Annotated in this window: 26 protein-coding genes; 11 read left to right on the top strand and 15 right to left on the bottom strand. The window is 65.3% G+C overall.

Translation table 11 applies throughout. The annotated features are described in order from the left end of the window. Positions 1-150: 150 nt before the first annotated feature. From purQ to ASG20_RS07475, 6 genes are all read right to left on the bottom strand, one after another. Positions 151-819, bottom strand: a complete 669-nt coding sequence (gene purQ, locus ASG20_RS07500) for a phosphoribosylformylglycinamidine synthase subunit PurQ (RefSeq protein ID WP_056050715.1) — start codon at positions 817-819, stop codon at positions 151-153. Beyond that, positions 816-1,046 carry a phosphoribosylformylglycinamidine synthase subunit PurS gene (gene purS, locus ASG20_RS07495; RefSeq protein WP_056050714.1) on the bottom strand — a complete coding sequence of 77 codons (231 nt, stop codon included), beginning with the start codon at positions 1,044-1,046 and terminating at the stop codon, positions 816-818. Before purS ends, purQ begins: the two co-directional genes overlap by 4 nt. After that, entirely contained in the window at positions 1,047-1,826 is a 780-nt protein-coding gene (purC, locus tag ASG20_RS07490; RefSeq protein WP_056050712.1) for a phosphoribosylaminoimidazolesuccinocarboxamide synthase, read from the bottom strand. It abuts the gene before it with no gap. A gap of 264 nt (positions 1,827-2,090) precedes the next feature. Continuing rightward, complete coding sequence (locus tag ASG20_RS19340; protein ID WP_156364172.1) at positions 2,091-2,525, bottom strand: hypothetical protein; 435 nt, start codon at positions 2,523-2,525, stop codon at positions 2,091-2,093. Positions 2,526-2,692: 167 nt separating this feature from the next. Next, positions 2,693-3,907: a kynureninase gene (kynU, locus tag ASG20_RS07480; protein WP_056050708.1), complete on the bottom strand. Its 1,215-nt coding sequence runs from the start codon at positions 3,905-3,907 to the stop codon at positions 2,693-2,695. Then, positions 3,904-4,902 (bottom strand): alpha/beta hydrolase family protein, encoded by a 999-nt coding sequence (locus ASG20_RS07475; RefSeq protein WP_330218662.1) that lies wholly within the window; start codon positions 4,900-4,902, stop codon positions 3,904-3,906. The genes kynU and ASG20_RS07475 overlap by 4 nt, the downstream gene beginning before the upstream one ends. Before the next feature lie 40 nt (positions 4,903-4,942). On the opposite strand from ASG20_RS07475, the gene parC reads away from it, so the two are divergent. Both parC and ASG20_RS07465 read left to right on the top strand, forming a co-directional pair. Then, positions 4,943-7,192: a DNA topoisomerase IV subunit A gene (gene parC / locus ASG20_RS07470; protein ID WP_056050706.1), complete on the top strand. Its 2,250-nt coding sequence runs from the start codon at positions 4,943-4,945 to the stop codon at positions 7,190-7,192. A 93-nt stretch (positions 7,193-7,285) separates the two neighbouring features. After that, positions 7,286-8,956 carry a putative bifunctional diguanylate cyclase/phosphodiesterase gene (locus ASG20_RS07465; protein WP_056052758.1) on the top strand — a complete coding sequence of 557 codons (1,671 nt, stop codon included), beginning with the start codon at positions 7,286-7,288 and terminating at the stop codon, positions 8,954-8,956. Between the two features lie 69 nt (positions 8,957-9,025). Here the strand turns inward: ASG20_RS07465 and ASG20_RS07460 are convergent, their stop codons facing one another. The 4 genes from ASG20_RS07460 to ASG20_RS07445 are packed head-to-tail and all read right to left on the bottom strand — an operon-like array spanning position 9,026 to position 11,913. Then, positions 9,026-10,204: a CCA tRNA nucleotidyltransferase gene (locus ASG20_RS07460; protein ID WP_056050704.1), complete on the bottom strand. Its 1,179-nt coding sequence runs from the start codon at positions 10,202-10,204 to the stop codon at positions 9,026-9,028. Continuing rightward, a complete protein-coding gene (locus tag ASG20_RS07455; protein ID WP_056050702.1) occupies positions 10,195-10,791 on the bottom strand; it encodes a CoA pyrophosphatase in 597 nt (198 codons plus the stop codon). Before ASG20_RS07455 ends, ASG20_RS07460 begins: the two co-directional genes overlap by 10 nt. Then, positions 10,788-11,354, bottom strand: a complete 567-nt coding sequence (locus ASG20_RS07450) for a DUF1285 domain-containing protein (RefSeq protein ID WP_056050700.1) — start codon at positions 11,352-11,354, stop codon at positions 10,788-10,790. Before ASG20_RS07450 ends, ASG20_RS07455 begins: the two co-directional genes overlap by 4 nt. A 43-nt stretch (positions 11,355-11,397) precedes the next feature. Further along, complete coding sequence (locus ASG20_RS07445) at positions 11,398-11,913, bottom strand: GNAT family N-acetyltransferase (RefSeq protein WP_056050698.1); 516 nt, start codon at positions 11,911-11,913, stop codon at positions 11,398-11,400. Between the two features lie 176 nt (positions 11,914-12,089). On the opposite strand from ASG20_RS07445, the gene ASG20_RS07440 reads away from it, so the two are divergent. Together ASG20_RS07440 and ASG20_RS07435 are read left to right on the top strand one after the other, a co-directional pair. Further along, positions 12,090-12,461, top strand: a complete 372-nt coding sequence (locus tag ASG20_RS07440) for a dihydroneopterin aldolase (protein WP_056050696.1) — start codon at positions 12,090-12,092, stop codon at positions 12,459-12,461. Positions 12,462-12,474: 13 nt separating this feature from the next. After that, entirely contained in the window at positions 12,475-12,768 is a 294-nt protein-coding gene (locus tag ASG20_RS07435; protein ID WP_056050694.1) for a Rossmann fold domain-containing protein, read from the top strand. Here the strand turns inward: ASG20_RS07435 and ASG20_RS07430 are convergent. Then, the gene (locus ASG20_RS07430; protein WP_056050692.1) at positions 12,765-13,649 is read right to left on the bottom strand and encodes a hypothetical protein; all 885 of its coding nucleotides are present in this window, start codon (positions 13,647-13,649) and stop codon (positions 12,765-12,767) included. The two genes, ASG20_RS07435 and ASG20_RS07430, sit on opposite strands and share 4 nt — an antisense overlap. Before the next feature lie 224 nt (positions 13,650-13,873). Here ASG20_RS07430 and ASG20_RS07425 point away from each other — a divergent pair, with 224 nt between their 5' ends. From ASG20_RS07425 to ASG20_RS07405, 5 genes are all read left to right on the top strand, one after another. Beyond that, positions 13,874-14,551, top strand: a complete 678-nt coding sequence (locus tag ASG20_RS07425; protein ID WP_056050690.1) for an energy transducer TonB — start codon at positions 13,874-13,876, stop codon at positions 14,549-14,551. A gap of 107 nt (positions 14,552-14,658) precedes the next feature. Continuing rightward, positions 14,659-15,444: a MotA/TolQ/ExbB proton channel family protein gene (locus tag ASG20_RS07420; RefSeq protein WP_056050688.1), complete on the top strand. Its 786-nt coding sequence runs from the start codon at positions 14,659-14,661 to the stop codon at positions 15,442-15,444. Between the two features lie 97 nt (positions 15,445-15,541). Next, complete coding sequence (locus ASG20_RS07415; RefSeq protein ID WP_056050686.1) at positions 15,542-16,018, top strand: ExbD/TolR family protein; 477 nt, start codon at positions 15,542-15,544, stop codon at positions 16,016-16,018. Between the two features lie 59 nt (positions 16,019-16,077). Next, the gene (locus tag ASG20_RS07410) at positions 16,078-16,506 is read left to right on the top strand and encodes an ExbD/TolR family protein (RefSeq protein WP_056050684.1); all 429 of its coding nucleotides are present in this window, start codon (positions 16,078-16,080) and stop codon (positions 16,504-16,506) included. Positions 16,507-16,699: 193 nt separating this feature from the next. Then, positions 16,700-17,059: a tetratricopeptide repeat protein gene (locus ASG20_RS07405; RefSeq protein WP_056052755.1), complete on the top strand. Its 360-nt coding sequence runs from the start codon at positions 16,700-16,702 to the stop codon at positions 17,057-17,059. A 199-nt stretch (positions 17,060-17,258) separates the two neighbouring features. Here the strand turns inward: ASG20_RS07405 and dcd are convergent, their stop codons facing one another. Continuing rightward, a complete protein-coding gene (gene dcd, locus ASG20_RS07400; protein WP_056050682.1) occupies positions 17,259-17,813 on the bottom strand; it encodes a dCTP deaminase in 555 nt (184 codons plus the stop codon). A 160-nt stretch (positions 17,814-17,973) separates the two neighbouring features. Between dcd and ASG20_RS07395 the strand changes: the two genes are divergently transcribed. Further along, entirely contained in the window at positions 17,974-18,672 is a 699-nt protein-coding gene (locus ASG20_RS07395) for an HPP family protein (RefSeq protein WP_056050680.1), read from the top strand. A gap of 4 nt (positions 18,673-18,676) precedes the next feature. Here ASG20_RS07395 and cdd read toward each other — a convergent pair whose 3' ends face one another. From cdd to ASG20_RS07380, 3 genes are read right to left on the bottom strand one after another with little or no spacing between them, the layout of a single operon-like run. Continuing rightward, positions 18,677-19,126, bottom strand: coding sequence for a cytidine deaminase (gene cdd / locus ASG20_RS07390; RefSeq protein WP_056050679.1), 450 nt, complete (start codon positions 19,124-19,126; stop codon positions 18,677-18,679). Next, a complete protein-coding gene (locus tag ASG20_RS07385; protein WP_056050678.1) occupies positions 19,123-19,800 on the bottom strand; it encodes a glycoside hydrolase family 25 protein in 678 nt (225 codons plus the stop codon). The genes cdd and ASG20_RS07385 overlap by 4 nt, the downstream gene beginning before the upstream one ends. A 7-nt stretch (positions 19,801-19,807) precedes the next feature. Further along, positions 19,808-20,290 (bottom strand): UPF0262 family protein, encoded by a 483-nt coding sequence (locus ASG20_RS07380; protein WP_056050677.1) that lies wholly within the window; start codon positions 20,288-20,290, stop codon positions 19,808-19,810. Positions 20,291-20,549: 259 nt separating this feature from the next. Here ASG20_RS07380 and ASG20_RS07375 point away from each other — a divergent pair, with 259 nt between their 5' ends. After that, positions 20,550-22,040 (top strand): replicative DNA helicase, encoded by a 1,491-nt coding sequence (locus ASG20_RS07375; protein ID WP_056050676.1) that lies wholly within the window; start codon positions 20,550-20,552, stop codon positions 22,038-22,040. Positions 22,041-22,164 lie beyond the last annotated feature (124 nt).

Genomic DNA, 22,164 nt, shown 5'->3' with positions numbered 1-22,164 from the left:
CCCGACCCGACCCGCCGCGCCCTCTCCGTCATGCCGGGCTTGTTCCGGCATCCACCGTTCCGGGCTCTCTCCGGCCATTGATTGCGCGGGACCGTGGACCCCGGAACAAGTCCGGGGTGACGGAGGGGTGACGGAGGGTTGTCGGGAGGTTTAGGCGTTGACGGCCTCGAGCAGACCCTCGAACAAGCGCCGTCCGTCGGTGCCACCGTGCGCCGCTTCGATGCGACGTTCGGGGTGTGGCATCATGCCGAGCACGTTGCCCTTGTCGTTGAGCAAACCAGCGATGTTGCGAGCCGAACCGTTGACGCTCTCGGCGTAACGGAACGCCACGCGGCCTTCGCCTTCGAGGCGGTCGAGCGTCTCGGTGTCGGCGAAGTAATTGCCGTCATGGTGCGCTACCGGGAACGAGACCTTCTCACCCGCGGAGTAGCCGGAGGTGAAGGTCGAGCTTGCGGTCTCGACCGTAAGCGCGACGTCGCGGCAGACGAAGTTCAGCCCTTCGTTGCGCATCAACGCGCCGGGCAGGAGCCCAGCTTCGGTCAGCACCTGAAAGCCGTTGCAGACGCCGAGGACCGGCAGGCCCTTGCCCGCCTGCTCGACGACCGCGCGCATGATCGGCGACCGTGCCGCGATCGCGCCCGAACGCAGGTAGTCGCCGTACGAAAAGCCACCGGGTACCGCGACCAGGCCGACGTCCGCCGGCAAATCCGCATCACCATGCCAGACCATCAGCGGCTTGACGCCGGTCACCGCCTCCAGCGCGACGGCGATGTCGCGGTCGCAGTTGGAGCCGGGGAAGACGATGACCGCGGTCTTCATGCGCGCTCGACCCGATAATTCTCGATCACCGTGTTGGCGAGCAGCTTGCGGCACATGCCGTCGATGGTCGCGTCGTCGGTATCGTCGGCGACTTCCAGTTCGATCAACTTGCCCTGGCGTACGTCCTGCACGCCGTCGAAGCCGAGGCTGCCGAGTGCGTGGTGGATTGCCCGGCCCTGCGGATCGAGCACGCCCGGCTTCAATGTCACGAAAACCTTGAGTTTCATTTACTTGCCCCGGTTCTTGCGATGCTTTTCGAGGTCGAGGACGGCGTTGTCGGCACCCTCGGGCAGCAGGCCGAGCCGGCGTGCAACCTCTTGATATGCCTCGACTTCGCCACCGAGATCGCGACGGAAGCGATCCTTGTCCATCTTCTCGTTGGTTTCCATGTCCCACAGGCGGCAGCCATCGGGGCTGATCTCGTCGGCGAGAATGATGCGACCGAAGTCGTTGTCGAAGATGCGGCCGAATTCGAGCTTGAAGTCGACGAGGCGGATGCCGACGCCGGCGAACAGCCCACACAGGAAATCGTTCACGCGGATCGCGAGGTCGGCGATGTCGTGCATCTCCTCCTGGCTCGCCCAGCCGAACGCGGCGATATGTTCGTCGGAGATCATCGGATCGCCGAGCGCATCGTCCTTGTAGTAATATTCGATGATCGTGCGGGGCAGCTTGGTACCCTCCTCGATCCCAAGACGCGTCGAGATCGAGCCCGCGGCGACGTTACGCACGACGACTTCGATCGGAACGATCTCGACCTGGCGGATCAGCTGCTCGCGCATGTTGAGGCGGCGGATGAAGTGCGTCGGCACGCCGATATGATCGAGCAGCGTGAAAATGTGCTCGGAAATCCGGTTGTTGAGCACGCCCTTGCCGTTGATCGTGCCCTTTTTCTGGGCATTGAACGCGGTCGCGTCGTCCTTGAAATACTGGATCAGCGTGCCTGGCTCGGGACCCTCGTAGAGGATCTTGGCCTTGCCTTCGTAGATCTGGCGGCGGCGAGCCATGCGCGGTCCCCTGGAAATCGAGCGGTGAAAATCGAGCGGCCCCAGCCTACGCGAGATCGTTCGCGAAGCCGAGGCCGGAATAGGCCGCGCCTATAGGCGAAGGGTGCGAGGGGTGCAATCGGATCGCTGCTTGGCCGATAATCAGGTATGCGGGTGTTGCAACGGCATGACGTATACGGTCAGCCTTCAATGGGCGCACGTGCGTTAGATGCTGCGCTCGATCGACCAGTTCGATGACCAGTTGCGACGCACGGTTGTGGAATGTCAGGGGGATTTTCTGACCCATCCGCCTAACAAGTATCCGAGAGCAGTTGTCGCCAGCGCTCCAACCAGCCACTTGAAATCTAGGCCGGATGCCTTGCCGCTGAGGACGGCCCAGACAACGAGCGCTAACAGCGTTAAGGTTATCACGGAGGCTACCGTGCTACGCAGCCAGTCCAATCCCCTATTATGGCGATCTGCGGCATTAAAGGCTTTCATGAGCCAATTCGCAAAGGGCTGAAAATTTTCAAAAAGCGTCAGCTCATTCATGAACTCATTTCCGAGAACGTAATGAGCATTGTATTCGTTATTAGCGAAGGTCCAAACCCGCCATACCTCATGTGTTCCAAGAATTGCGGGACCTTCAACCGCTCGCTCCGTTTTTTCGCCACTCTGTTGGGCAACAAACTCCTCTATTTGCTGACAGCTCCACGACATCATAAAGTCCTTACCTGGGGCAATAGTGGACTGCGTATCACGACGATGAATATTTTTAAAAATCTATTGGTACAGAATTGGATCAATCACACTGGCACATGGCTGGCAATAAGCAGGGCATCGTCCCCAACTAGGCCACGAGGCCAAGGATTGGGAGGTTCGATCAATCAGGTGACCGCAAGCCGTTGCGAAAACGCCGGATCGCGCCATGCTTCGGTTTCGAGAATTTCGCGGAGGATTTCGCCAGCGATCCACACATTTTCATGGCTGAGATACAGAGGTGTGAGGCCCAGTCTCAAGATGTCTGGATCGCGGAAGTCGCCGATTACGCCGCGCGCTATGAGGGCCTGGGTCAGTTCGTAGGCGTGAGGATGGCGGAAGCTGATGTGGCTGCCGCGTTTGGCGGGGTCTCGGGGGCTGACGCAGTTGAGGCCCAGCGCGTCGCCGGCGGCGGCGAGGATGTCGAACAGTTGCGCGCTCTTGGTGGCCACGAGGTGCTGGTCGATGTCGGCCCAGAGGTCGAGCGCGGTTTCCAGTGCGGCGGTCGAGAGCATCGCGGGGGTACCGGCAAGCCAGCGTTTCATGCCAGGGGCGGGGCGGTAGGCGTCCTCGAATGCGAAGGGCGCGGCGTGGCCCATCCAGCCGGAGAGCGGGCTGGCGAGCGCGTTCTGCCAGCGCTTGGCGACGTAGAGGAATGCGGGCGCGCCGGGGCCGCCGTTGAGGTATTTATACGTGCAGCCGACCGCGAGATCGGCGTTCGCGCCGTCGAGGTCGATCGGGACCGCGCCGACGCTGTGGCTCAGGTCCCAGAGCATGAGCGCGCCGGCATCGTGCGCGCGCGCGGTCCAGGCGGCCATGTCGAAGCGGTCGCTGGTCTTGTAGTGCACGTGGGTGAGCAGCAGCACCGCGGTGTCGTCGTCGAGCGCCGCGGCTAGGTCTTCGCGGGCGACGACCTTCAACCGCGCCCCGGGGACGCAGGCGACAGCGCCTTCCGCGATGTGGAGATCGGTGGGGAAGTTCCCCGCTTCGCTCACGACGGTGTGGCGGTCGGGGGTGCTGCGAAGACCGGCGACCAAGACCTTGAAGAGGTGCGTCGAGGTGGTGTCGCCGATGATCACCTCGTCCTCGCCAGCGCCGATCAGGGGAGCGATCTTCGCACCGATCCGCTGGGGGGCGTCGATCCACCCTTCGTTCCAGCTGCGGATGAGACGGTCGCCCCATTGGCGCGTTGCGACGTCGGCGAGCGCGGCGGGCGTTGCCTTGGGAAGCGCGCCGAGCGAGTTGCCGTCGAGGTAGATCACGCCCTCGGGGAGCGCGAACTTGTCGCGGTAGGCGGCGAGCGGATCGGTCGCGTCGAGCGCGCGGGCGTCTTCGAGAGTCACTGGGTCTTTCCGAAATAGGTCAGGATCAGGCGTCTGGCTTCGGCCCAGGCGGGCGTTTCCGGCGCGATCAGTTCGACATGGCCGGTCGCAGGAATGGTGTGCAGCGTTGCGGTGTCGCCGGCCGCGGTTGCTTTGGCGATATAGTCGGTGGCCATGACGAAGGGGATGATCCGGTCTTCGCGGCCGTTGATCAGGTCCTGCTTCACGCCGAGCGGCAGGAGGCGCGGGACAGACGTGTCGGCATAGGCGTCCGGATGCTGCGGCGTGGGCGTGCCGACCAGTTTCGCGACGACTTCGGTGCCGCAGCCATTGTCGGCGTTGGTCGCGGTGGCTTCGAGATCGGGCAGACCGCCGAGGCTGATGACGTGGCGGATACGGAGCGGCTGCGCGGTATGGAGCGGGCTCGACGCAGGGATCTTGGGGCGGGCGGCGAGCCAGAGCGCGAGGTGACCACCGGCCGAGTGGCCGATCGCGAGCACGCGGCGCGTATCGAGGTTATACTTCTTCGCGTTGACCGTGAGTTGATCCGCCCCCGTCGCAGCATCCGCAAAGGTGCCGGGATAGCCGCCGCCGGTGCGGTCAACACCGCGATAGTCGATGTTCCAGACCGCGACGCCGGTGTTGCGGAGGTCGTCGGCGATCCAGTTCATCAGGCTGCGATCGGCGATGCTCGTCGTCCAGCACCCGCCATGCACCATCACGACGACCGGGAACGGCCCCTTGCCGCGTGGGAGCCAGACGTCGACCTTCTGCATCGGGTCGCTGCCATAGTCGACGGTAGCATCGGGCATCGGTTTCGGACGCTTCGTCAGGTCTGGCCAGGTCAGCAGCTTGGGCGGCGGGGGAGCGGGCGTTTGCGCCATGACGGGCGTGGACATCGCGGTGAGCGCGAGAAAGGCGAGGCGGATCATCGGGTTGGTGTAGCGGGCTCGGTCGACCGCGTCATGCGGGCATGTCGTCGCGTCGCGGCACGCCGCAGGGTTCGTTGCGTTCATGCTTTGATCGTTTCGTTCGCGGCTGCTATCGCTGCGCGCAATGGCCACCGATTTCAAAGATCCGTTCGACTCCATCGTCGACGCCCCCTTCGACAGCGCGCTGTCCGAGCGGTACCTCGTCTATGCCTTGTCGACGATCACCGCGCGGTCGCTGCCCGACGTGCGCGATGGGATGAAGCCGGTGCATCGGCGCCTGCTCTGGGCGATGCGGCTGCTCAAGCTCGATCCCGCTCAGGGCTACAAGAAGTGCGCGCGCGTCGTCGGCGACGTCATCGGTAAATACCATCCGCACGGCGACCAGTCGGTCTACGACGCGATGGTCCGCTTGGCGCAGTCGTTCGCGATGCGGTATCCGCTGGTCGACGGGCAGGGCAATTTCGGCAACATCGACGGCGATAACGCCGCCGCCTACCGCTACACCGAAGCGCGGCTGACTCAGGTCGCGATCGACCTGATGGATGGGCTCGACGAGGACGCGGTCGCGTATCGCCCGACCTACAACGGCGAAGATCACGAGCCCGAGCTGTTCCCAGGACTGTTCCCGAACCTGCTGGCGAATGGCGCGAGCGGGATTGCGGTCGGCATGGCGACGAGCATTCCACCGCACAACGCCGCCGAGTTGCTGGAGGCGGCGATCGTGCTGATCGATACGCCGGACGCGGACGATGCGGCTATCCTGGAGCATGTGAAGGGGCCCGATTTCCCGACCGGTGGACTCGTCGTCGATCCGCCCGCGGTCATCCGCGAATCCTATGCGACCGGGCGGGGCGGGTTCCGCGTCCGTGCGCGCTGGGAAACCGAGCGCGAGAAGGGCGGCGGCTGGCAACTGATCGTCACCGAGATTCCGTACGGCGTGCAGAAGGGCAAGCTGATCGAGCAGATCGCCGATCTGATCAACGCCAAGCGCCTGCCCATCCTCGCCGACGTGCGCGACGAATCGGATACCGAGATCCGCATCGTGCTCGAGCCGCGCAGCCGCACGGTCGATCCGCAGATCCTGATGGACGGGTTGTTCCGGCTGACCGATCTCGAGACGCGGATCAGCCTCAACCTCAACGTGCTCGACAAGGATCGCACGCCGCGCGTGATGTCTCTGCGCGAGGCGTTGGCGGCGTGGGTCGATCACCAGTTCGTCGTGTTGCGCAGGCGAACCGAGCACCGGCTGGCCAAGATCGCCGACCGGGTCGAACTGCTCGACGGCTATCTGATCGCGTACCTCAATCTCGACCGCGTGATCGAGATCATCCGCACCGAGGATGAGCCGAAAAAGGTGATGATCGCCGAGTTCGCGCTCACCGATCGCCAGGCCGAGGCAATCCTCAACATGCGGCTGCGATCTTTGCGGCGGCTCGAAGAGTTCGAGATCAAGACGGAGCGCGAGAAACTCGACAAGGAGCAGGCGGCACTTTCGGCATTGCTGGCGGATCCGAAGAAGCAGCGCGCGCGGATGAAGCGCGACATGGCGAAGATCCGTGACCGATACGGGCTGGAGACCCCACTCGGCAAACGACGCACGACGATCGAGGAGCACGCACCGACCCGCGATATCCCGCTCGAGGCGATGATCGAGCGCGAGCCGATCACCGTGATCCTGTCGCAGCGCGGCTGGATCCGCGCGATGAAGGGGCACAACGATCTGGCGAGCCCGGAGGCGCTGAAGTTCAAGGAGGGTGACGGCCCGGCCTATGCATTCCATGCGCAGACCACCGACAAGCTGTTGCTCGCGGCGGAGAACGGGCGGTTCTACACGTTGGCGGCGGACAAGCTGCCGGGCGGGCGCGGGTTCGGCGAGCCGGTGCGCGCGATGATCGATCTCGACGGCAGCGTCGGGATCGTCGCGCTGCTGCCCGCGAGCAAGCATCCCAAGCTCCTTGTCGTTGCCACCGATGGACGTGGGTTCTCCGTGAGCAGCGCCGAAGTGATTGCCGAAACCCGCAAGGGCAAGACGGTGATGACGCCGCGGCCGGGTGCGCAGTTGAAGATCGTTCGGCCGATCGGGCCCAACGACGATTACGTTGCGGCGATCGGCGACAACCGGAAGATGCTGGTGTTCCCGCTCGCCGAACTCGTCGAGATGACGCGCGGACAGGGGCTTCAGTTGCAGCGGTATCGCGACGGAGGGCTGGCGGATGCGATCACGTTCACGTTCGCCGAGGGCCTGAGCTGGGCGATGGGCGGCGGAACCGGTCGGACCAGAACCGAATCGGACCTTGGACCCTGGCGGGCGGCGCGCGGCGCGGCCGGAAGAATGCCACCGACCGGGTTCCCGCGCGATAATCGCTTTGGCTAGCGTACCGTAAACCAACGACTTAACGCGATATGACGAAATGAACCGATGCGGTTCCTTCAGTTCGTCTTAACGAAGGACGTGTATGCAATCGGTATGGCATCGACAGCCCCGGATGCGACGACGCACCTGACGACCGCGACCGATCTGGTTTCGCGCGCGCTGGAACTCATTCCGATTCCGGCCGTGCATATCCATCTCATCGACGGGGCGTTCGAGCTCTTTGCGATGAACCGGGCCTACCGTCTCGCGGGACTCGGCGTGGTTGCGGAGCGATCGCCGATGATCGTCGACCTCGGGCCGCGAATTCGGGCGTTTCTCGAGAGCCAGCAGCTGCGGATCGATACCGACTGGACGCTGGGCGATGCGGTCGATTGCCGCTATTACCGCGTGACGATGGCGCGGACGTTCGCCTGGATGCACGACCGGTGCACCGTGAGCTTCATCGACCAGACGTCGCAGATCCAGACCGAGCGCAGTCTCCGACGCGAAATGACGACCGACAGCCTGACGGGGTTGCCGAATCGCGAGGGATTCGAGGAACTGATCGAGACCGTGCCCGACCGTAGCATCAGCGCGGTGCTCGCGGTCGATATCGATCGGTTCGGTCGGCTGAACTCGTGCCTGGGATCGCTGGCGGGCGACGAACTGCTGATCACCGTGGCGCGGCGGATCAAGGGTGCGTTGCGCGGACGCGACATGCTGGCACGGATCGGCGGCGATCAGTTCGGGATACTGATGACCATCGACGACGATCGCGAGGAGGCCCACGCGCTCGCCGAACGGATCCAGCGGACGCTGACCACGCCGTTCCGGCTGACCGACTACGAGATCAGCGTCGAGTGTTCGGTGGGTATCGCCTATGGTGGGGACGACGCGAGCGATGTCGCCGAGCTGATCCGCCACGCCCAGTTCGCGGTGAAGCGCGCCAAGGCGAGCGGCCTCGCCGAGAGTTATCTGCCACAGGACTTCGCGATCGCGCGCGCGCAGTTCAGCATGGAAACCGCGCTGCGCCGGGCGATCGAGAATCGCGAGCTGCAGCTCGCGTATCAGCCGATCTGCGATCTTTCCAGTGGCCGGATCGTCTCGTTCGAGGCGCTGGCGCGGTGGACCGACGCGAGCGGTCAGCGGCATTGCCCGACCACCTTCATCCCGGTGGCCGAGGAATCCGGCCTGATCGTGCCGTTGGGGCGCTGGGCGATCGACGAGGCCGCCCGAACGCTGGCAGCCTGGGATGCGCGGTTTGGCGGCGATTGCGGCGTCAGGCTGGCGGTGAACCTGTCGGCGATTCAGCTCCAGCGCGACGCGATCGCACCGGTGGTGGAGGCCGCGCTCGCGTCGACCGGACTCGCGGGCGACCGGTTCACGCTCGAATTGACCGAGAGCGCGATCGTCACCGATCCGGATCGTATCGCGAAGACGATGCATGCGCTAAAGGCGCTCGGCACGACGCTCGCGATGGACGATTTCGGGACCGGCTATTCGAACCTCGCCTACCTCCAGAAGCTGCCGATCGACGTGCTCAAGATCGACCGCAGCTTCGTCACCGGCATGCTCGCAGACCGCGACAAGGTCTCGATCGTCCGCGCGATCCTGAGCCTGGCGCAGGCGCTGGGCATGAAGACGACCGCGGAGGGCGTCGAGACGTTCGACCTGGCGCAGACGCTGACCGCGCTCGGGTGCACCTATGGGCAAGGATATTTCTACGCGCGGCCGCTCGAAGCGGATGCGGCGTATGCTATGATTGTTCCTGCCGAGGCCGGCTAGACCCGGTAAACGCATCGTCGTCATCCCGGCTTTCGTCGGGGCGAAGGCTGGAGCCGGCGGAAGCAGCGCCTAAAGTACCGCTGCTGCGACCATTTCGTCGGCGATGACCGCGACCCTCGCAGCGTCGGGAAAGCCCTCGGCGATCCAGCGCGTCTCGACCTGGCGAAGCATCGCGGCGACCTCCGGCCCCCTGCGCAGGCCACGTTCCACGAGCGCCCCGCCGGAGAACGGGAACACGAGCGGCGTCCAGTCTTTAATGGCCGAGACGTCTTCACCGGCGATCAGGAGGCGGTCGATCGCGACGGTCATCCCGGTGCGGTAGGCGAGTGCCTGCGGGCCTTCGGTGCCGGGCCCGGCGGTGGCGGCGATCAGGCGTTTGCGGTCGGTGTTAGAGAGCTTCAGACGTGCGCCGACGGCTTCGGCCGCAGCGGGAGCGATCGTCATCGCGAGGCGGCGGATCGGGTCGGGGGCTATGCCTGCCGCAGCTTCGCGTTTGGCGAGGAGCGCTAGCCGCTCGGCCCCAGCCACATCGATCTCCGGCAAAACCGCGCGGAAAATGCTGCGTTCGACCATCAACGCGACCACTGGAACGGCGTTGACCGCGACCAGCAGCTTCAGCACTTCGCTCGCAACGCGCTCGCGCGAGAGCGCCATCAAGTCGTTGGCACGTGCGGTGCAGGCGTCGAGCCCGGCTTCGTCGATCGCGGTGCCGAACCGCGCGTGGAAGCGGAAGAAGCGGAGGATGCGCAGATGATCCTCGGCAATCCGCTGCAACGGGTCGCCGATGAAGCGCACGCGCCGTGCCGCGAGGTCGTCGAGACCGCCGAAATAATCGAAGATCTCGCCCGTCGCGGGATCGGCGTAGAGCGCGTTCATCGTGAAGTCGCGGCGCGCTGCGTCCTCGCGCCAGTCGTCGGTATAGGCGATGATCGCGTGGCGACCGTCGGTCGAGACGTCGCGCCGCAGCGTCGTCACCTCGACCGGCCCTGCGGGGGTGACCGCGGTGATCGTGCCGTGTGCGAGCCCGGTTGGGACCGCCTTGATTCGCGCATCCTGGAGCCGCTCGATCACCTCCTGCGGGGGCAGGCGGGTGGCGATATCTACATCGGCGACGTCGATCCCGAGCAGCGTATCGCGCACCGCGCCACCGACGAAGCGCGACTCGCCCTCCGCCGCGCCGAGAACCTTGGTCAGTGCGTCTAGGCCGTCACGGTCGCGCCACGCCGCAGCCGGGAGTATCAAGACCACCTCAGACGGCGGGCGAGATTGACGATCATCGCCGCGGTCGCGCCCCAGATGCGGCGCTCGTTCCACATGATTTCGTAATAATGCCGGTCGTGGCCCTGCCATTCGAGCGTCGCCTCGACATGGTTCGCCTCGTCGAGCAGGAACGCGAGCGGGACTTCGAAGACGCTCGCAACTTCCGCTTCGCTCGGCGTGAAGACCAGATCGGGCGGGATGATCCCGATCACCGGCGTCACCTGGAACCCGGTGACGGTGCGGTAGCTGTCGGCCTCGCCGATCACCCGGACCTTGTCGCGGGGGAGGGCGATCTCCTCCTCGGCCTCGCGCAGCGCCGCGGTGACGACGTCCTCGCCGGGATCGATCCGGCCGCCGGGGAACGCGATCTGGCCGGGGTGACGGCTCATCGTGTCGGTGCGCTGCGTCAGGATCACGCCGGGATCGGCGCGATCGGTCACCGCAATCAGGACGGCGGCAGGAAGCAGCGTATCGGCCGCGGAGAGATCGCCGTCATGCTGGTCGCCGGTGAGCAGGATCATGTGCGACCCGGCGCCCTTCGCCAGCGCCGCGGTCAGCCGTTCCGTCAGGTTCATGCAGCCGGCTCCAGCGGGAAGAACGCGCCATCGCTCCAAAGCCCGGCGGGAGTCGCGTCGTCGGCGATCGCGCGGTCGGCGAGCTCGTAATAGACCGAGCGCACGACCAGCGCCTCCATCCCGCCGCGCACCGCGAGGTACGGGCGTGGGCCGTCCGTATCCTCGACGAAGCGCAGCGGATGCTCGGGGCCTGCGGTGACGAGGTCGCCGGTGTTGAGCCGGAAGGCGAGCTTCGAGTCGCGACCGCTGCCCTCCGCCTTCATCTCGACCGCGATGAAGGCGGCGTCCTCGACCTCGATATCGAGCTTCTCGACCGGCGTGACGAGCACGTGGCTGCCATCGGGTTCGCGGCGCAGGATCGTCGAGAACAGCCGTACCATCGCCGGGCGGCCGATCGGCGAGCCCTGATGATACCAGGTCCCGTCGCGCGCGATCCGCATCTCGCTGTCGCCGCAATGCGTCGGATTCCATTTCTCGACGGGCGGGAGCTTGGCTTCCTCGACCAGCCGCGCGATCTCGGCGAGGCTGAGCGAGGCGATATCGGGGATGGGATCCATGGGCATGGCGGCGGACTAGGCGGGCAGGGGCGCTAGGTAAAGCGGCGGCTTATGCGGATGCGGTGACTGGCATGCGCGGACCCAGCATTCCGGTGCCGTCCGGGACCGCTTCGCCGCGTGCGAGCAGGCGGTGGCGCTCGACCGGGCCGGGCGCGTTCCAGCGGGCGGTGCGGTCTGCGGTGAAGCCGAAGAACCGGCCATAATAGTCGGGATCGCCGATCAGCATGAGCGCGTCGCCGAGGCCGTTCGCAGTGGCGGCATCGAGGACCTGCGCGACGAGGCCGCGGCCGATGCCGTCGCCCTGCCTAGTCGGGGCGACGGCGACCGGACCGACCATCACCAGCGGGCTCTCGCGGTCGTCGTCGATCAGCGCGATCGGCCAGCACTGGATCGAGCCGACCAGCGCGCCGTCCTCGACTGCTGCGAAGCTCAGCGCGGCAATCGGCCTGCCGGGGCCCCGGATCTTGTAGGCGGTTCGGGTGAACCGGTCCGGGCCAAACGCGGCATCGAGCAGCATCTCGACCGCGGTCGGATTGATCGTGTCGAGGGGGACGAGCGTAATCACCGGCATCTCCTGCCCCGATGGCGTCCGAGCATGAACGGCGAGGGCAGCGCGCTTTAGCCTTGGCGAGCCTGAACGCAAGTATAACCGGGGGTGAGACTCGCGTAGGGGATCGGCATCGCATCGCCCCGGCGAAGAGCCGACTTTCATCTCGGCGTGCGTCTGCTAGAGGCGCGGCGATGGAAGACAGTCTTCAACTCGAAGTCCACGATCTCGAAGTGCAGGTCCTGACCGGCATCTATTCGGAGGAGACGCACCTGCCGCAGCCGCTGCGGATCTCGCTGACCGTCGACATGGTCTGCCCGAAGCACTTCGCCCCGGATACGCCGCTGTCGGCGTCGAAGAATTACCTCGACCTGAAGAACGCGGCGACCACCGCGCTGCCGCCCGGCGTGCATTTCACGCTGATCGAAGGCGTCGCGGATCATATCTGCGAGACGCTGTTCCTGCAGGATGCGCGGGTGCTCCGCGTCCAAGTGAAGATCGTGAAGCTGGCGATCGCCGAGGCGGACGAAGCGATCGGCGTGACTCTCGTCCGCCATCGCCGCTGATCCGCGGGGCCGAATGGTGCGGCTGACTCTCGAATCGGACGGCGATATCGTCTCGCTGATCCGGCGTGCCGAGGCCGAGTCGATCGTCGTCGTCGTACAGGCATCCGCGAACGCGCTGTGGACTGCGTTGGCGCGCGCTGCGATCCCACCGCTGGCGATCGAGCGCGCGCCGGACTGCCGGGTCAACGCGGTATTTGCCGAGGAGGGCGCGCGCGAGGACGATGTCGATGCCGCGGCGGTCTTCCTCGACCACGCCCGATCGACCACCGGTCAGATCATCGACGTCCGCCCGCCTGGGCTCGGCTAGAGTTTGCGCGTTCGACCGCAGGGGCCGAGCGCCTTCAGCACGAAGGCATAGTCCTCGCGCGCGACGACCGCGTCGGCGGCTTCGAGCGACGTGGTGCTGTGGTCCGGAAGCGTCGACGGCAGTGCGCACGTCAGGCGATACCACAGCAAAGTCTCTGGCTTGGGCGGTGCGGCCGATTCGTCGACGATCTCGCTCAGCGCCACCGCCCAGCGCGGCTGCTCGCCGGGGCGACGCAGGATCGAGAGCGACACGGGGCGTTGGTCGGCGGTCGTCAGGAAGATCTGCGTTTCGCCCTCGCCGGGCAGCGCGCCGGCCACGTGGAAGGCATTGCCGACACCGGTGATGACCGGCGGCGCGTCGGTCGCCAGGGCCGCTTCCGCGATCTGGCGGACGGTGGCCTGTGCGGCGGGTGTCCAGTCGATCTGCGCATCCGGCGCGACGAGCTGCACTTGGTTGACCGAGCCGGCGACCGGCCGTGCGAACAGCAACACCCGCGCCTTCTTGAATTTGGGTATGCGGCCGCGCGCGTCGGGGGCGACGTCGAGCAGGTAGCCGATTCGGGGTGGCAGGCCGTTTGCGCCACGGATCAGCGTCCCGACATCGACCTCGACATAAAGTCTAACCTGTCCCGAAGTGAGACCAGGTGCCTCCGACGGCTTGATCCTTGCGGTCGATCGGACAGTCGCGTCGGCGATCACGGGCGCCGACAGCACGAGATCGGCAAGGTCGGAATATTGGAAGGGCGATGCCGCGGACGACGGGCCGGATGACGCCGCATTTGTCGGATAACCGGGGGAAACGGCGGTCTGGGACGCAGAAATCGGTCCCGCCGCCAAAGCGATGATGCCGACGCAAGCCGTAACGTGAAAGGAGATTTTCATCGCTTTGCGCTACGCCATCGGAGCTGAACGATACAGAAATAATTCTGCCATCCCGAGGTTGTACGTTTGTTGCGTCCGACAAAGCGTTTGCGTGTCGCGGAACGTGGCGATAGGACTCGGGTACTGCCCCGTGGTTATTCCGGCCAACGGCAGACGTATGCGTCGCGCACTTGGTGCGAACACGTGCGTACGGAGCAGGCAGATTAAGGGAGTGTCGTTTCTGAATGGCCTATACTGACCAGAAGATGTCCGGAGGCAAAATCGTCGCGATCGTGATCGTCGCGCTGATTCATGCGGCCTTGGGCTACGCTTTCGTCACGGGCCTCGCGTATCAGTACGTGAAAAAGGCCCAAGAAAAGATGACGACGTTCGACGTGGAGCCGCCACCGCCGCCGCCTCCGCCCGACGAGCCCCCGCCGCCGCCGCCTGACCAGCCCAACCTGCCGCCGCCACCGACCACGGTCGTGACGCCGCCGCCGGTCGTTGTAACGCCGCAGCCAGCGCCCGCGCTGACGACGTCGAGCATCATCCCGAAGTTCCAGCCGACGGCTCCGCCGGCTCCGCCGTCGCCGGCGGTGGCACCAGCGCCGCCCGCTCCGGTGGTCAGCAAGGCAGCCGGTGCGAAGGGTGATCCTGCGCAGTGGGTTTCGACGGACGATTATCCGCCGAGTTCGCTGCGTGCCGAGGAAGAAGGCACCGTCGGGATCGCCTGGGACATCAACACCCAGGGTCGCGTCGAGAACTGCCGAGTCACATCGTCGAGCGGATCGTCCGCGCTGGATCGGGCCGCTTGCGCCGCGATCACCCGGCGTGGTCGGTATTCGCCGGCAGTGGACACGGCGGGCAATCCGATCCGGTCGAGCTCTTCGCGTCGCGTGACGTGGAAGATCCCGCCTCAGTGATTTGGGCCAGGGATTATCGGGCCTGATGATTTGGGCCCGATACTCTGGTCAGTTTACGCTGCACCTTTCGTTTCAGACATAGACTATAGTCAGAGGACTAACCGAACATGATCACCACCATTCTTGCAGCGGCAGCGCCCGCCGCAGCCGACGCCAACCCGTACGGCCTGCAAGCCGCACTCCGCGAGGGCGGCCTGATTTCGCAGACCGTGTTCGGCATCCTCGTGCTGATGTCGGTCGTGTCGTTCTACATCCTGTTCTCGAAGCTGTTCGAGCAGCAGAAGATCATCGGCCAGGGCAAGCGCGTCCGTCAGGCCTTCTGGTCGTCGAACAGCCTCCGCGAGGGTTCGGCCAAGCTCGAGAAGAACTCGGCTTACAAGCAGATCGTCGACGACGGTCTGGCCGCTCAGGAGCAGCATTCGAAGTTGACCGATCCGGTCGAGGCGCATGACTGGCTGCACGGTTCGCTGGCGCGTTCGGAAGCCGCGATCAACTCGAAGCTGGGTGGCGGTCTCGCCTTCCTCGCGACGGTGGGTTCGGTCTCGCCGTTCATCGGTCTGTTCGGTACGGTTATCGGCATCTACCGCGCACTGGTTAAGATCGGTGCATCGGGCCAGGCGTCGATCGACAAGGTCGCAGGGCCGGTCGGTGAAGCCCTGATCATGACCGCACTGGGTCTGGTCGTCGCGGTTCCCGCCGTTCTGTCGTACAACTGGCTGCAGCGCCGCAACAAGTCGATCGCAGAGGACCTGTCGGCCTTCTCGAACGACGTGCTCGGCTTCCTGGCGTCGAACGGTGCGGTTCGCCCGGCGATCGCCGGTCCTGCAAAGCCGGTGACGAAGCCTGCCACGACGACCACGACTGCCGGCCAGACCGGTGGCGTACCGCGCTAATCAAGATGCGCAAAAGGCGGGGCTGCTGTCCGCAGCGGCTCCGCTTCATTGCCGCCGGCAGTTCCGGTGGCGATCAAATGGATAGGATAGTTCGCACATGGCGATGAGTGTTGGTGGCGATTCCACCGAGAGTTCGATATCGGACATCAATACGACGCCGCTGGTCGACGTCATGCTCGTGCTCCTGATCATCTTCCTGGTGACGACTACGGTCGCGGTCCAGGCGGTGCAGCTGAAGCTGCCGGATGTTCGCTTCGATCCGACGATGACCAAGCCCGAGAACGTCTCGCTCTCGGTGACGTCGGCCAACGGACAGTGCCAGGTCTATTGGGGTCTTTCCCCGGTGACTCACGAAGAGTTGCTGCAGCGGGGCGTCGATAAGCTGAAGGCGGAGATCGCGCGTCAGGGCGGTGCCAATGCCGCTGGCCTCGAATTGCCCGAGGCGCATATCCGCGGCGATGTGAACGCACCGTATCGCTGCATCGGCGCCACGATCTACACGATGCAGCAGGCCGGGTTCGCCCGTGTCGGCTTCATCTCCGAACCGCCTCCCGGCGTCACCACCGAACGTTGATGCGGAACGCTGATGCCGACCGCTGACGGTGGCTCGGACGTATTTAGGAGTAGTATAAAATGGCAATGAGCGGCGGCAAAGAAGACGGCGCGCCGATGATGGAAATGAACATGACGCCGTTGATCGACGTCCTGCTCGTTCTCCTCATCATGTTCATCATCACGATCCCGATCCAGACGCATGCGGTCAAGGTCGACCTTCCGGTCAACAGCCCGAACCAGCCGCAGAACCCGGTCAATCCCGAGAAGAACAAGATCTCGATCGATCCGGCGGGTGTCGTGGCGTGGAACGGAGCGCCGGTCGATGAGGTCACGCTGCGCCAGTATCTGGATCAGAGCGCTGGCATGACGCCGGAGCCCGAACTCCACTTCCAGCCTGATCCGCAGGCGAAGTATGAAGTGGTCGATCGCACGCTTGCGGTGATCAAGCGGTCCGCGATCACGAAGCTCGGCTTCATCGGCAACGAGCAGTACCGCAACGACTTCTAAGTCGGCGTACAGCATCGAACGTCCAAAGGGCGGTCCTCCGGGACCGCCCTTTTTTTGTTGTTTGCCACCGAACGGGGGGCGCAGGGGCCCCACGAGAAGTTGATCGATGTACTTGTATGACAGTCTTCAAAGTGACACACCGTTGTCACAAAAATGAAACCTTCGGATCGGCGGAGGTCAGTGGAGATGGATGATGCGCAAGACCGTTCTGTTCGCTCTCGCAATCCTTGGCACGGCAACGCCGGCGCTGGCGGGATCGTCCGCAACCGTGGATCGTACCGGCTATACGGCGATCGCAGCGGGCGACCTCTCGACGGCGGAACAGCGCATCGTCGCCGAGCGGAAGATCTTCCCGCAACGTCCCGAGCTGATGATCAATCTGGCGTCGGTGTATCATCGGACCGGTCGCGACTCGGAAGCCCGCGCGCTGTATGCGGCGGTGCTGGAACGACCGGCGGTCGCGATGGACCTGCCGTCGGGCGCAGTGGCGTCGTCGCACGATCTCGCAAACCGGGCGCTCGCCCGCCAGACCCAGCAGATCGCGACTCGCTGAGCGTAACCTCGCGGCCGTGATGGCAGGCTCTTAGTGCGAGAGAGCGCGAGTGCTTCCGGCGCGGCCCTGAACGCGGATACGGCTTACCCACTGTCCTGGCCTGATAGGTGCCGCGGAAGCGGGCAATCTGCAGACCCGGAGCAAAGGTGGATCGGGTCCCGAACTATCCGCAGTCGCCCGACTCGGTTTGCCCTAAGCCCTAGAGACGCGGCAACGTCACCCCGCGCTGGCCCATGTATTTCCCCGCGCGGTCTGCGTAGCTCACTTTGCAAGGCTCGTTCCCCTTGAGGAACAGGAACTGGCAGGCGCCTTCGTTGGCGTAGATCTTGGCCGGTAGGGGCGTGGTGTTCGAGAATTCGAGCGTCACATGGCCCTCCCATTCGGGCTCGAGCGGGGTCACGTTGACGATGATCCCGCAGCGCGCATAGGTCGACTTGCCGAGGCAGATCACCAGGACGTCGCGCGGCACGCGGAAATATTCGACGGTTCGCGCCAGCGCAAAGCTGTTCGGCGGGATGATGCACACGTCGGTCTTGCGATCGACGAAGCTGTTGGCCGCGAAGTCCTTCGGATCGACGATCGCACTGTCTACGTTGGTGAAGATCTTGAACTCGTCGGCAACGCGCGCGTCATAGCCATAGGAGGACAGCCCGTACGAGATGCAGCCATCGCGGCGCTGCGCCTCATGGAACGGTTCGATCATCGCGTCGCCGAGCGCGCGCTCGCGGATCCAGCGGTCGGACATCACGGACATGGTAGCTCCTCTTCGGGGTGCGCTTTCGCCCGGATGCGGCGTCACGGCAAGGGGGCACGCTCGCGACACCACGCACGACCGCAAACGCGCGCAGAATCGCGTTGCGGATGACTTGCCGTCCGCGAGGCCCTACGGACGCGGATCAATCGCAGGGGTCAAGATGCGCGCGTTCGTTCCGATACTCGCCGGTGTCACTTTACGCAGTCGGCTGCTGGCATGCCTGGGTGCGTGCCTCGGCATAGCGCTGACGAGCGTCATCAGCGCGACGATTATCCACCCGCACGGATCGTTGCTGCTGCTGGTCGCGCCGATGGGCGCCGCGGCGGTGCTGGTGTTCGTGGTGCCCGCCAGCCCGCTCTCGCAACCTTGGTCGGTGATCGGCGGCAATGTGATCTCGGCGCTCGTCGGCGTCGCTGCTCTCAAGCTCGTGCCGATTCCGGTCGTTGCGGCCGGACTCGCGGTGGGCGGCGCGATCCTCGCAATGTCGCTGACGCGGTCGTTGCATCCGCCGGCGGGTGCGGTGGCACTGACAGCGGTGCTTGGCGGGCCGGCGGTGTGGGACGCGGGGTTCGGGTTCGCGCTGGTGCCGATCGCCGTCAACTCGGTCGCGTTGGTCGGATTGGGCGTGGCGTTTCATCGGATCACCGGGCAGCGCTATCCGCACCGGCCGGTGCCGGCCAGCGAACCCGCGCGCGAGCCCGAAGCGGCGATGCTGACCGACGCGGATCTCGATCTTGCGCTGATCGACCTCGGGGAGACGCTCGACGTCGGTCGGGAGGACCTCGACGAATTGCTCCGTCGTGTCGAGCATCACGCGATCCGCCGCCGCGCACTGGCCGGGCCAATCACGCGACGCTGATCGGTCAGCCTATTCCGAGATCCGCCGGACCGAACGCGTCGGGGAGCAGTTCCGAGACGGTATAGGTGCGGATCGCATCGCCTTCCGCGGCGCCGCAGTACACCGGGAGATCGCGTTTCCCCATCTGCGCGGCTTCGTTGATGACCTGGCGGCAGCGGCCGCACGGGCTCACGGGGGACGTGCCGGTCGGGCGGCCATCGGCATCCATCGCGCCGCCGATCACGCCGATCGCGACGATATCGCGGAGCCGCCCTGCCGCGCTGGCGGTGGCGATCGCGACGGTCTCGGCACACAGCGACAGGCCGTAGCTGGCGTTCTCAAAGTTCGCGCCGGTGATCACCGTGCCATCGTCTAGCAGCACTGCGGCACCGACCGCGAACCGCGAGTAGGGCGCGTGAGCGTTGCGCGCGGCGTTGCGTGCTGCGGCCACGAGTTGCGTTGCTTGTTCGTTCATGATGCCACCACGTCCCAGTTCACCGGTCCCTCAATTCCGTCGATGCGGCGGAAGTCGCTTGCGCGCCACATCCGCCACGGTCGCGCGGTGTAGTCGGGCTTGAGGATATTCTCTACCGCCCATAGCGGCCGCGGGACGGCGTCGGACAGCGTGTATTTCGAATCCACCGCCTTGCTGATCCGCAGCATCACCGGCTGGCGGGTGTGCGTCTCGACCATCGTCACGAACTGCGCGATGTCGGCGATCAGCGTCGCGCGATCCGGCCGTGCGGTGCAGTCGTCGTGGAACGCGATGTCGACCGCGGTCGGCAACGCGTCCGACGTACGCGGCACGAAGGTATTGAACGCGTTCGCCTGCTCGTCCGCGCGCTGGCACAAGGAATAGACGTGCACCGCGCCGCGGCGCAGGCCGGCGTCGGGCAACGCCGCCCAGTTCGCCTCGAACGTCGGATCGCGCCGGTCGGTCCCCGATGTTGCGACGATATAGGCGAAGTCGGCGCCGCTCGCGCGCACCGTGCCCCATTCGACCGGGCCGGGGTTCTCGGCAAGGTCGATGCCCTGCAGCGGGTAGTGTTTGACGTCGGGGTGCCACCCGGTCGCGGCGGTCCAGCCGCAGATACCGACGAAGCCGGTCGCGGCCAGCGCGGCCGCGAATTTCAAAAGTGCGTGAGCCATGGGTCTTCTAGTTGCGGATGTGGAGGACGCAGATCAGCGTGAACAGCCGTCGCGCGGTGTCGAAATCGACCTCGATCTTGCCGTCGAGACGCTCTTTCAGCAGCTCGGCGGCCTCGTTGTGGACGCCGCGGCGGGCCATGTCGACCGTCTCGATCTGCGCCGGGGAGGACTGCCGGATCGCCTGGTAATAGCTGTCGCAGATCGCGAAATAATCGCGGATCGGTCGGCGGAAGCGCCCGAGCGCGAGCACCAGCGTCTCGAGATGCGTGTCGTCCTCGCGGTGGATATGGATGCCGAGGCGCCCTTCCTCCGACTGGAGCTTGATCTTGTACGGCCCCGCATAGCCGTCGGCATAGGCGCGCTGCGGGGCGAAGTGATTGCCCTCGATCAGGTCGAAGATCGCGATCCGCCGCTCCTGCTCGACGTCGGGCGAGCGCCAGCCGAGACTGGTCTCGTCGAGTTGCACGTCGATGATCCGCGGGTCGGCCATACCGGTTCGATAGCGGGGGTCGTATCGCCTGTCACTTGGTCTGAACACGCGGACGCCAAGAGCTAGACGCGCTCCCCTCCCTGGAAGGGAGGGGCTGGGGGTGGGTAGGCCAGCTCTGGCCGCAACCGTTCCATGATCCGGAACCCGCCCCACCCCCGACCCCTCCCTTTCAGGGAGGGGCGCAGAAGGAGGCGACTTATCCCCACATTCCGTCGCAGTGCGCTTGGACCGGAAGGTCAGCATCGCGTAAGTACGGTGCATGGCAACTCTCGCATTCCCCGTTCCCGCGGTCCCCGAACCGCAGCAGCTTCCCCGCAACGTCGAGGCCGAGGCCGCGATGCTCGGTGCGATGATGATCGACAACCGGCTCGCGGACGACCTCGTCGACAAGCTTGAGCCCGGGCATTTCTTCGAGCCCGTCCACGGACGCATCTTCGCGGCGATCAAGACGCTGCGCGGCAACGACATGCTGGTGACGCCGGTGACGCTACGGCCGATGTTCGATGCGGACGAGGGTATGCGCGAATTGGGCGGGCCGGCGTATCTGGCCGGGCTGACCGGCAGCGGCGCGGGGCTGATCGGTGCACGCCAGTTCGCGCAGCAGATCTACGATCTCGCGATGTTGCGCGCGCTCGTGTCGGTCGGCCGCACGCTGGTCGATCGCGCGATGGACACCTCGGAAGAGGTCAATCCGCGAGCGCAGATCGAGCTGGCCGAGGAAGAGCTGTTCAAGGTCGCGGCCGATGGCGGCTCCGAGAACACGGTGAAGTCGTTCGCGCAGGCGACCACCGCGGCGGTCAAGATGGCCGAGCGCGCGCTGAACTCGGGCGGCAACCTGTCGGGCGTCACCACCGGCATCGATTCGATCAACGCGAAGATCGGCGGCATGCATCACAGCGATCTGATGATCCTCGCCGGCCGTCCGGGCATGGGCAAGACCTCGCTCGCCACCAACATCGCGTTCAACGCCGCGCGGCGCTGGATGCGCGACATGGCCGACGGGATCGCGCCCAAGGATTCGGTCGGGGCGAAGGTCGCGTTCTTCTCGCTGGAAATGTCCGCGGATCAGCTGGCGACGCGTATTCTTGCCGAGCAGTCGCAGATATCGTCCGAATCGCTGCGCATGGGTAAGATCAGCCGGACCGAGTTCGCACAGCTCGCCGCCGCCGCCGCGGAACTGGAGAACCTGCCGCTGTTCATCGACGATACCGGCGGTCTCTCGATCGGCGCACTGCATACGCGCGTGCGCCGGTTGCAGCGCCGGCATAACAACGAGATCGGGCTGGTGGTGGTCGACTACCTCCAGCTGCTGTCGGGGTCGGGCAAGAGCAAGGATGGCAACCGCGTCCAGGAAATTTCCGAGATTTCACGCGGGCTGAAGACGCTGGCGAAGGATCTCAACGTGCCGGTGCTGGCGCTGTCGCAGCTCTCGCGTGCAGTCGAATCGCGCGAAGACAAGACGCCGATGCTCTCGGATCTTCGTGAGTCCGGCTCGATCGAGCAGGACGCCGACATGGTCTGGTTCGTGTACCGCGAGGATTATTACGTCGCATCGAAGGAGCCCAAGCGGCCGGCGGAAGGCGATAGCTCGAAGATCTTCGAGGACCATGCGTCGTGGGCGGCGGAGATGGAGCGGGTCTACGGCCTGGCGGAACTGATCATCGCGAAGCAGCGTCACGGTGCGACCGGCAAGGTCCGGATGAAGTTCGATCCGACGATCACGAAATTCTCGGATCTCGCCGAGTATTGATCCGCTTCTCCCTCGCCCCTTCGGGGAGAGGGAAGGGGCCCGCGGCTCTTGCCGTGGGAAGGGAGAGGGGAGTGAGGCTCGGGACTTTGCATCCCAACTCCCCTCTCCCTTCCGTCGCCAAGTG

The sequence above is a fragment of the Sphingomonas sp. Leaf198 genome, assembly GCF_001424005.1.
GTDB lineage: Bacteria > Pseudomonadota > Alphaproteobacteria > Sphingomonadales > Sphingomonadaceae > Sphingomonas.
The sequence above is the reverse complement of the archived record's forward strand: the minus strand, read 5'-3'. Positions and strand labels throughout refer to the sequence as shown.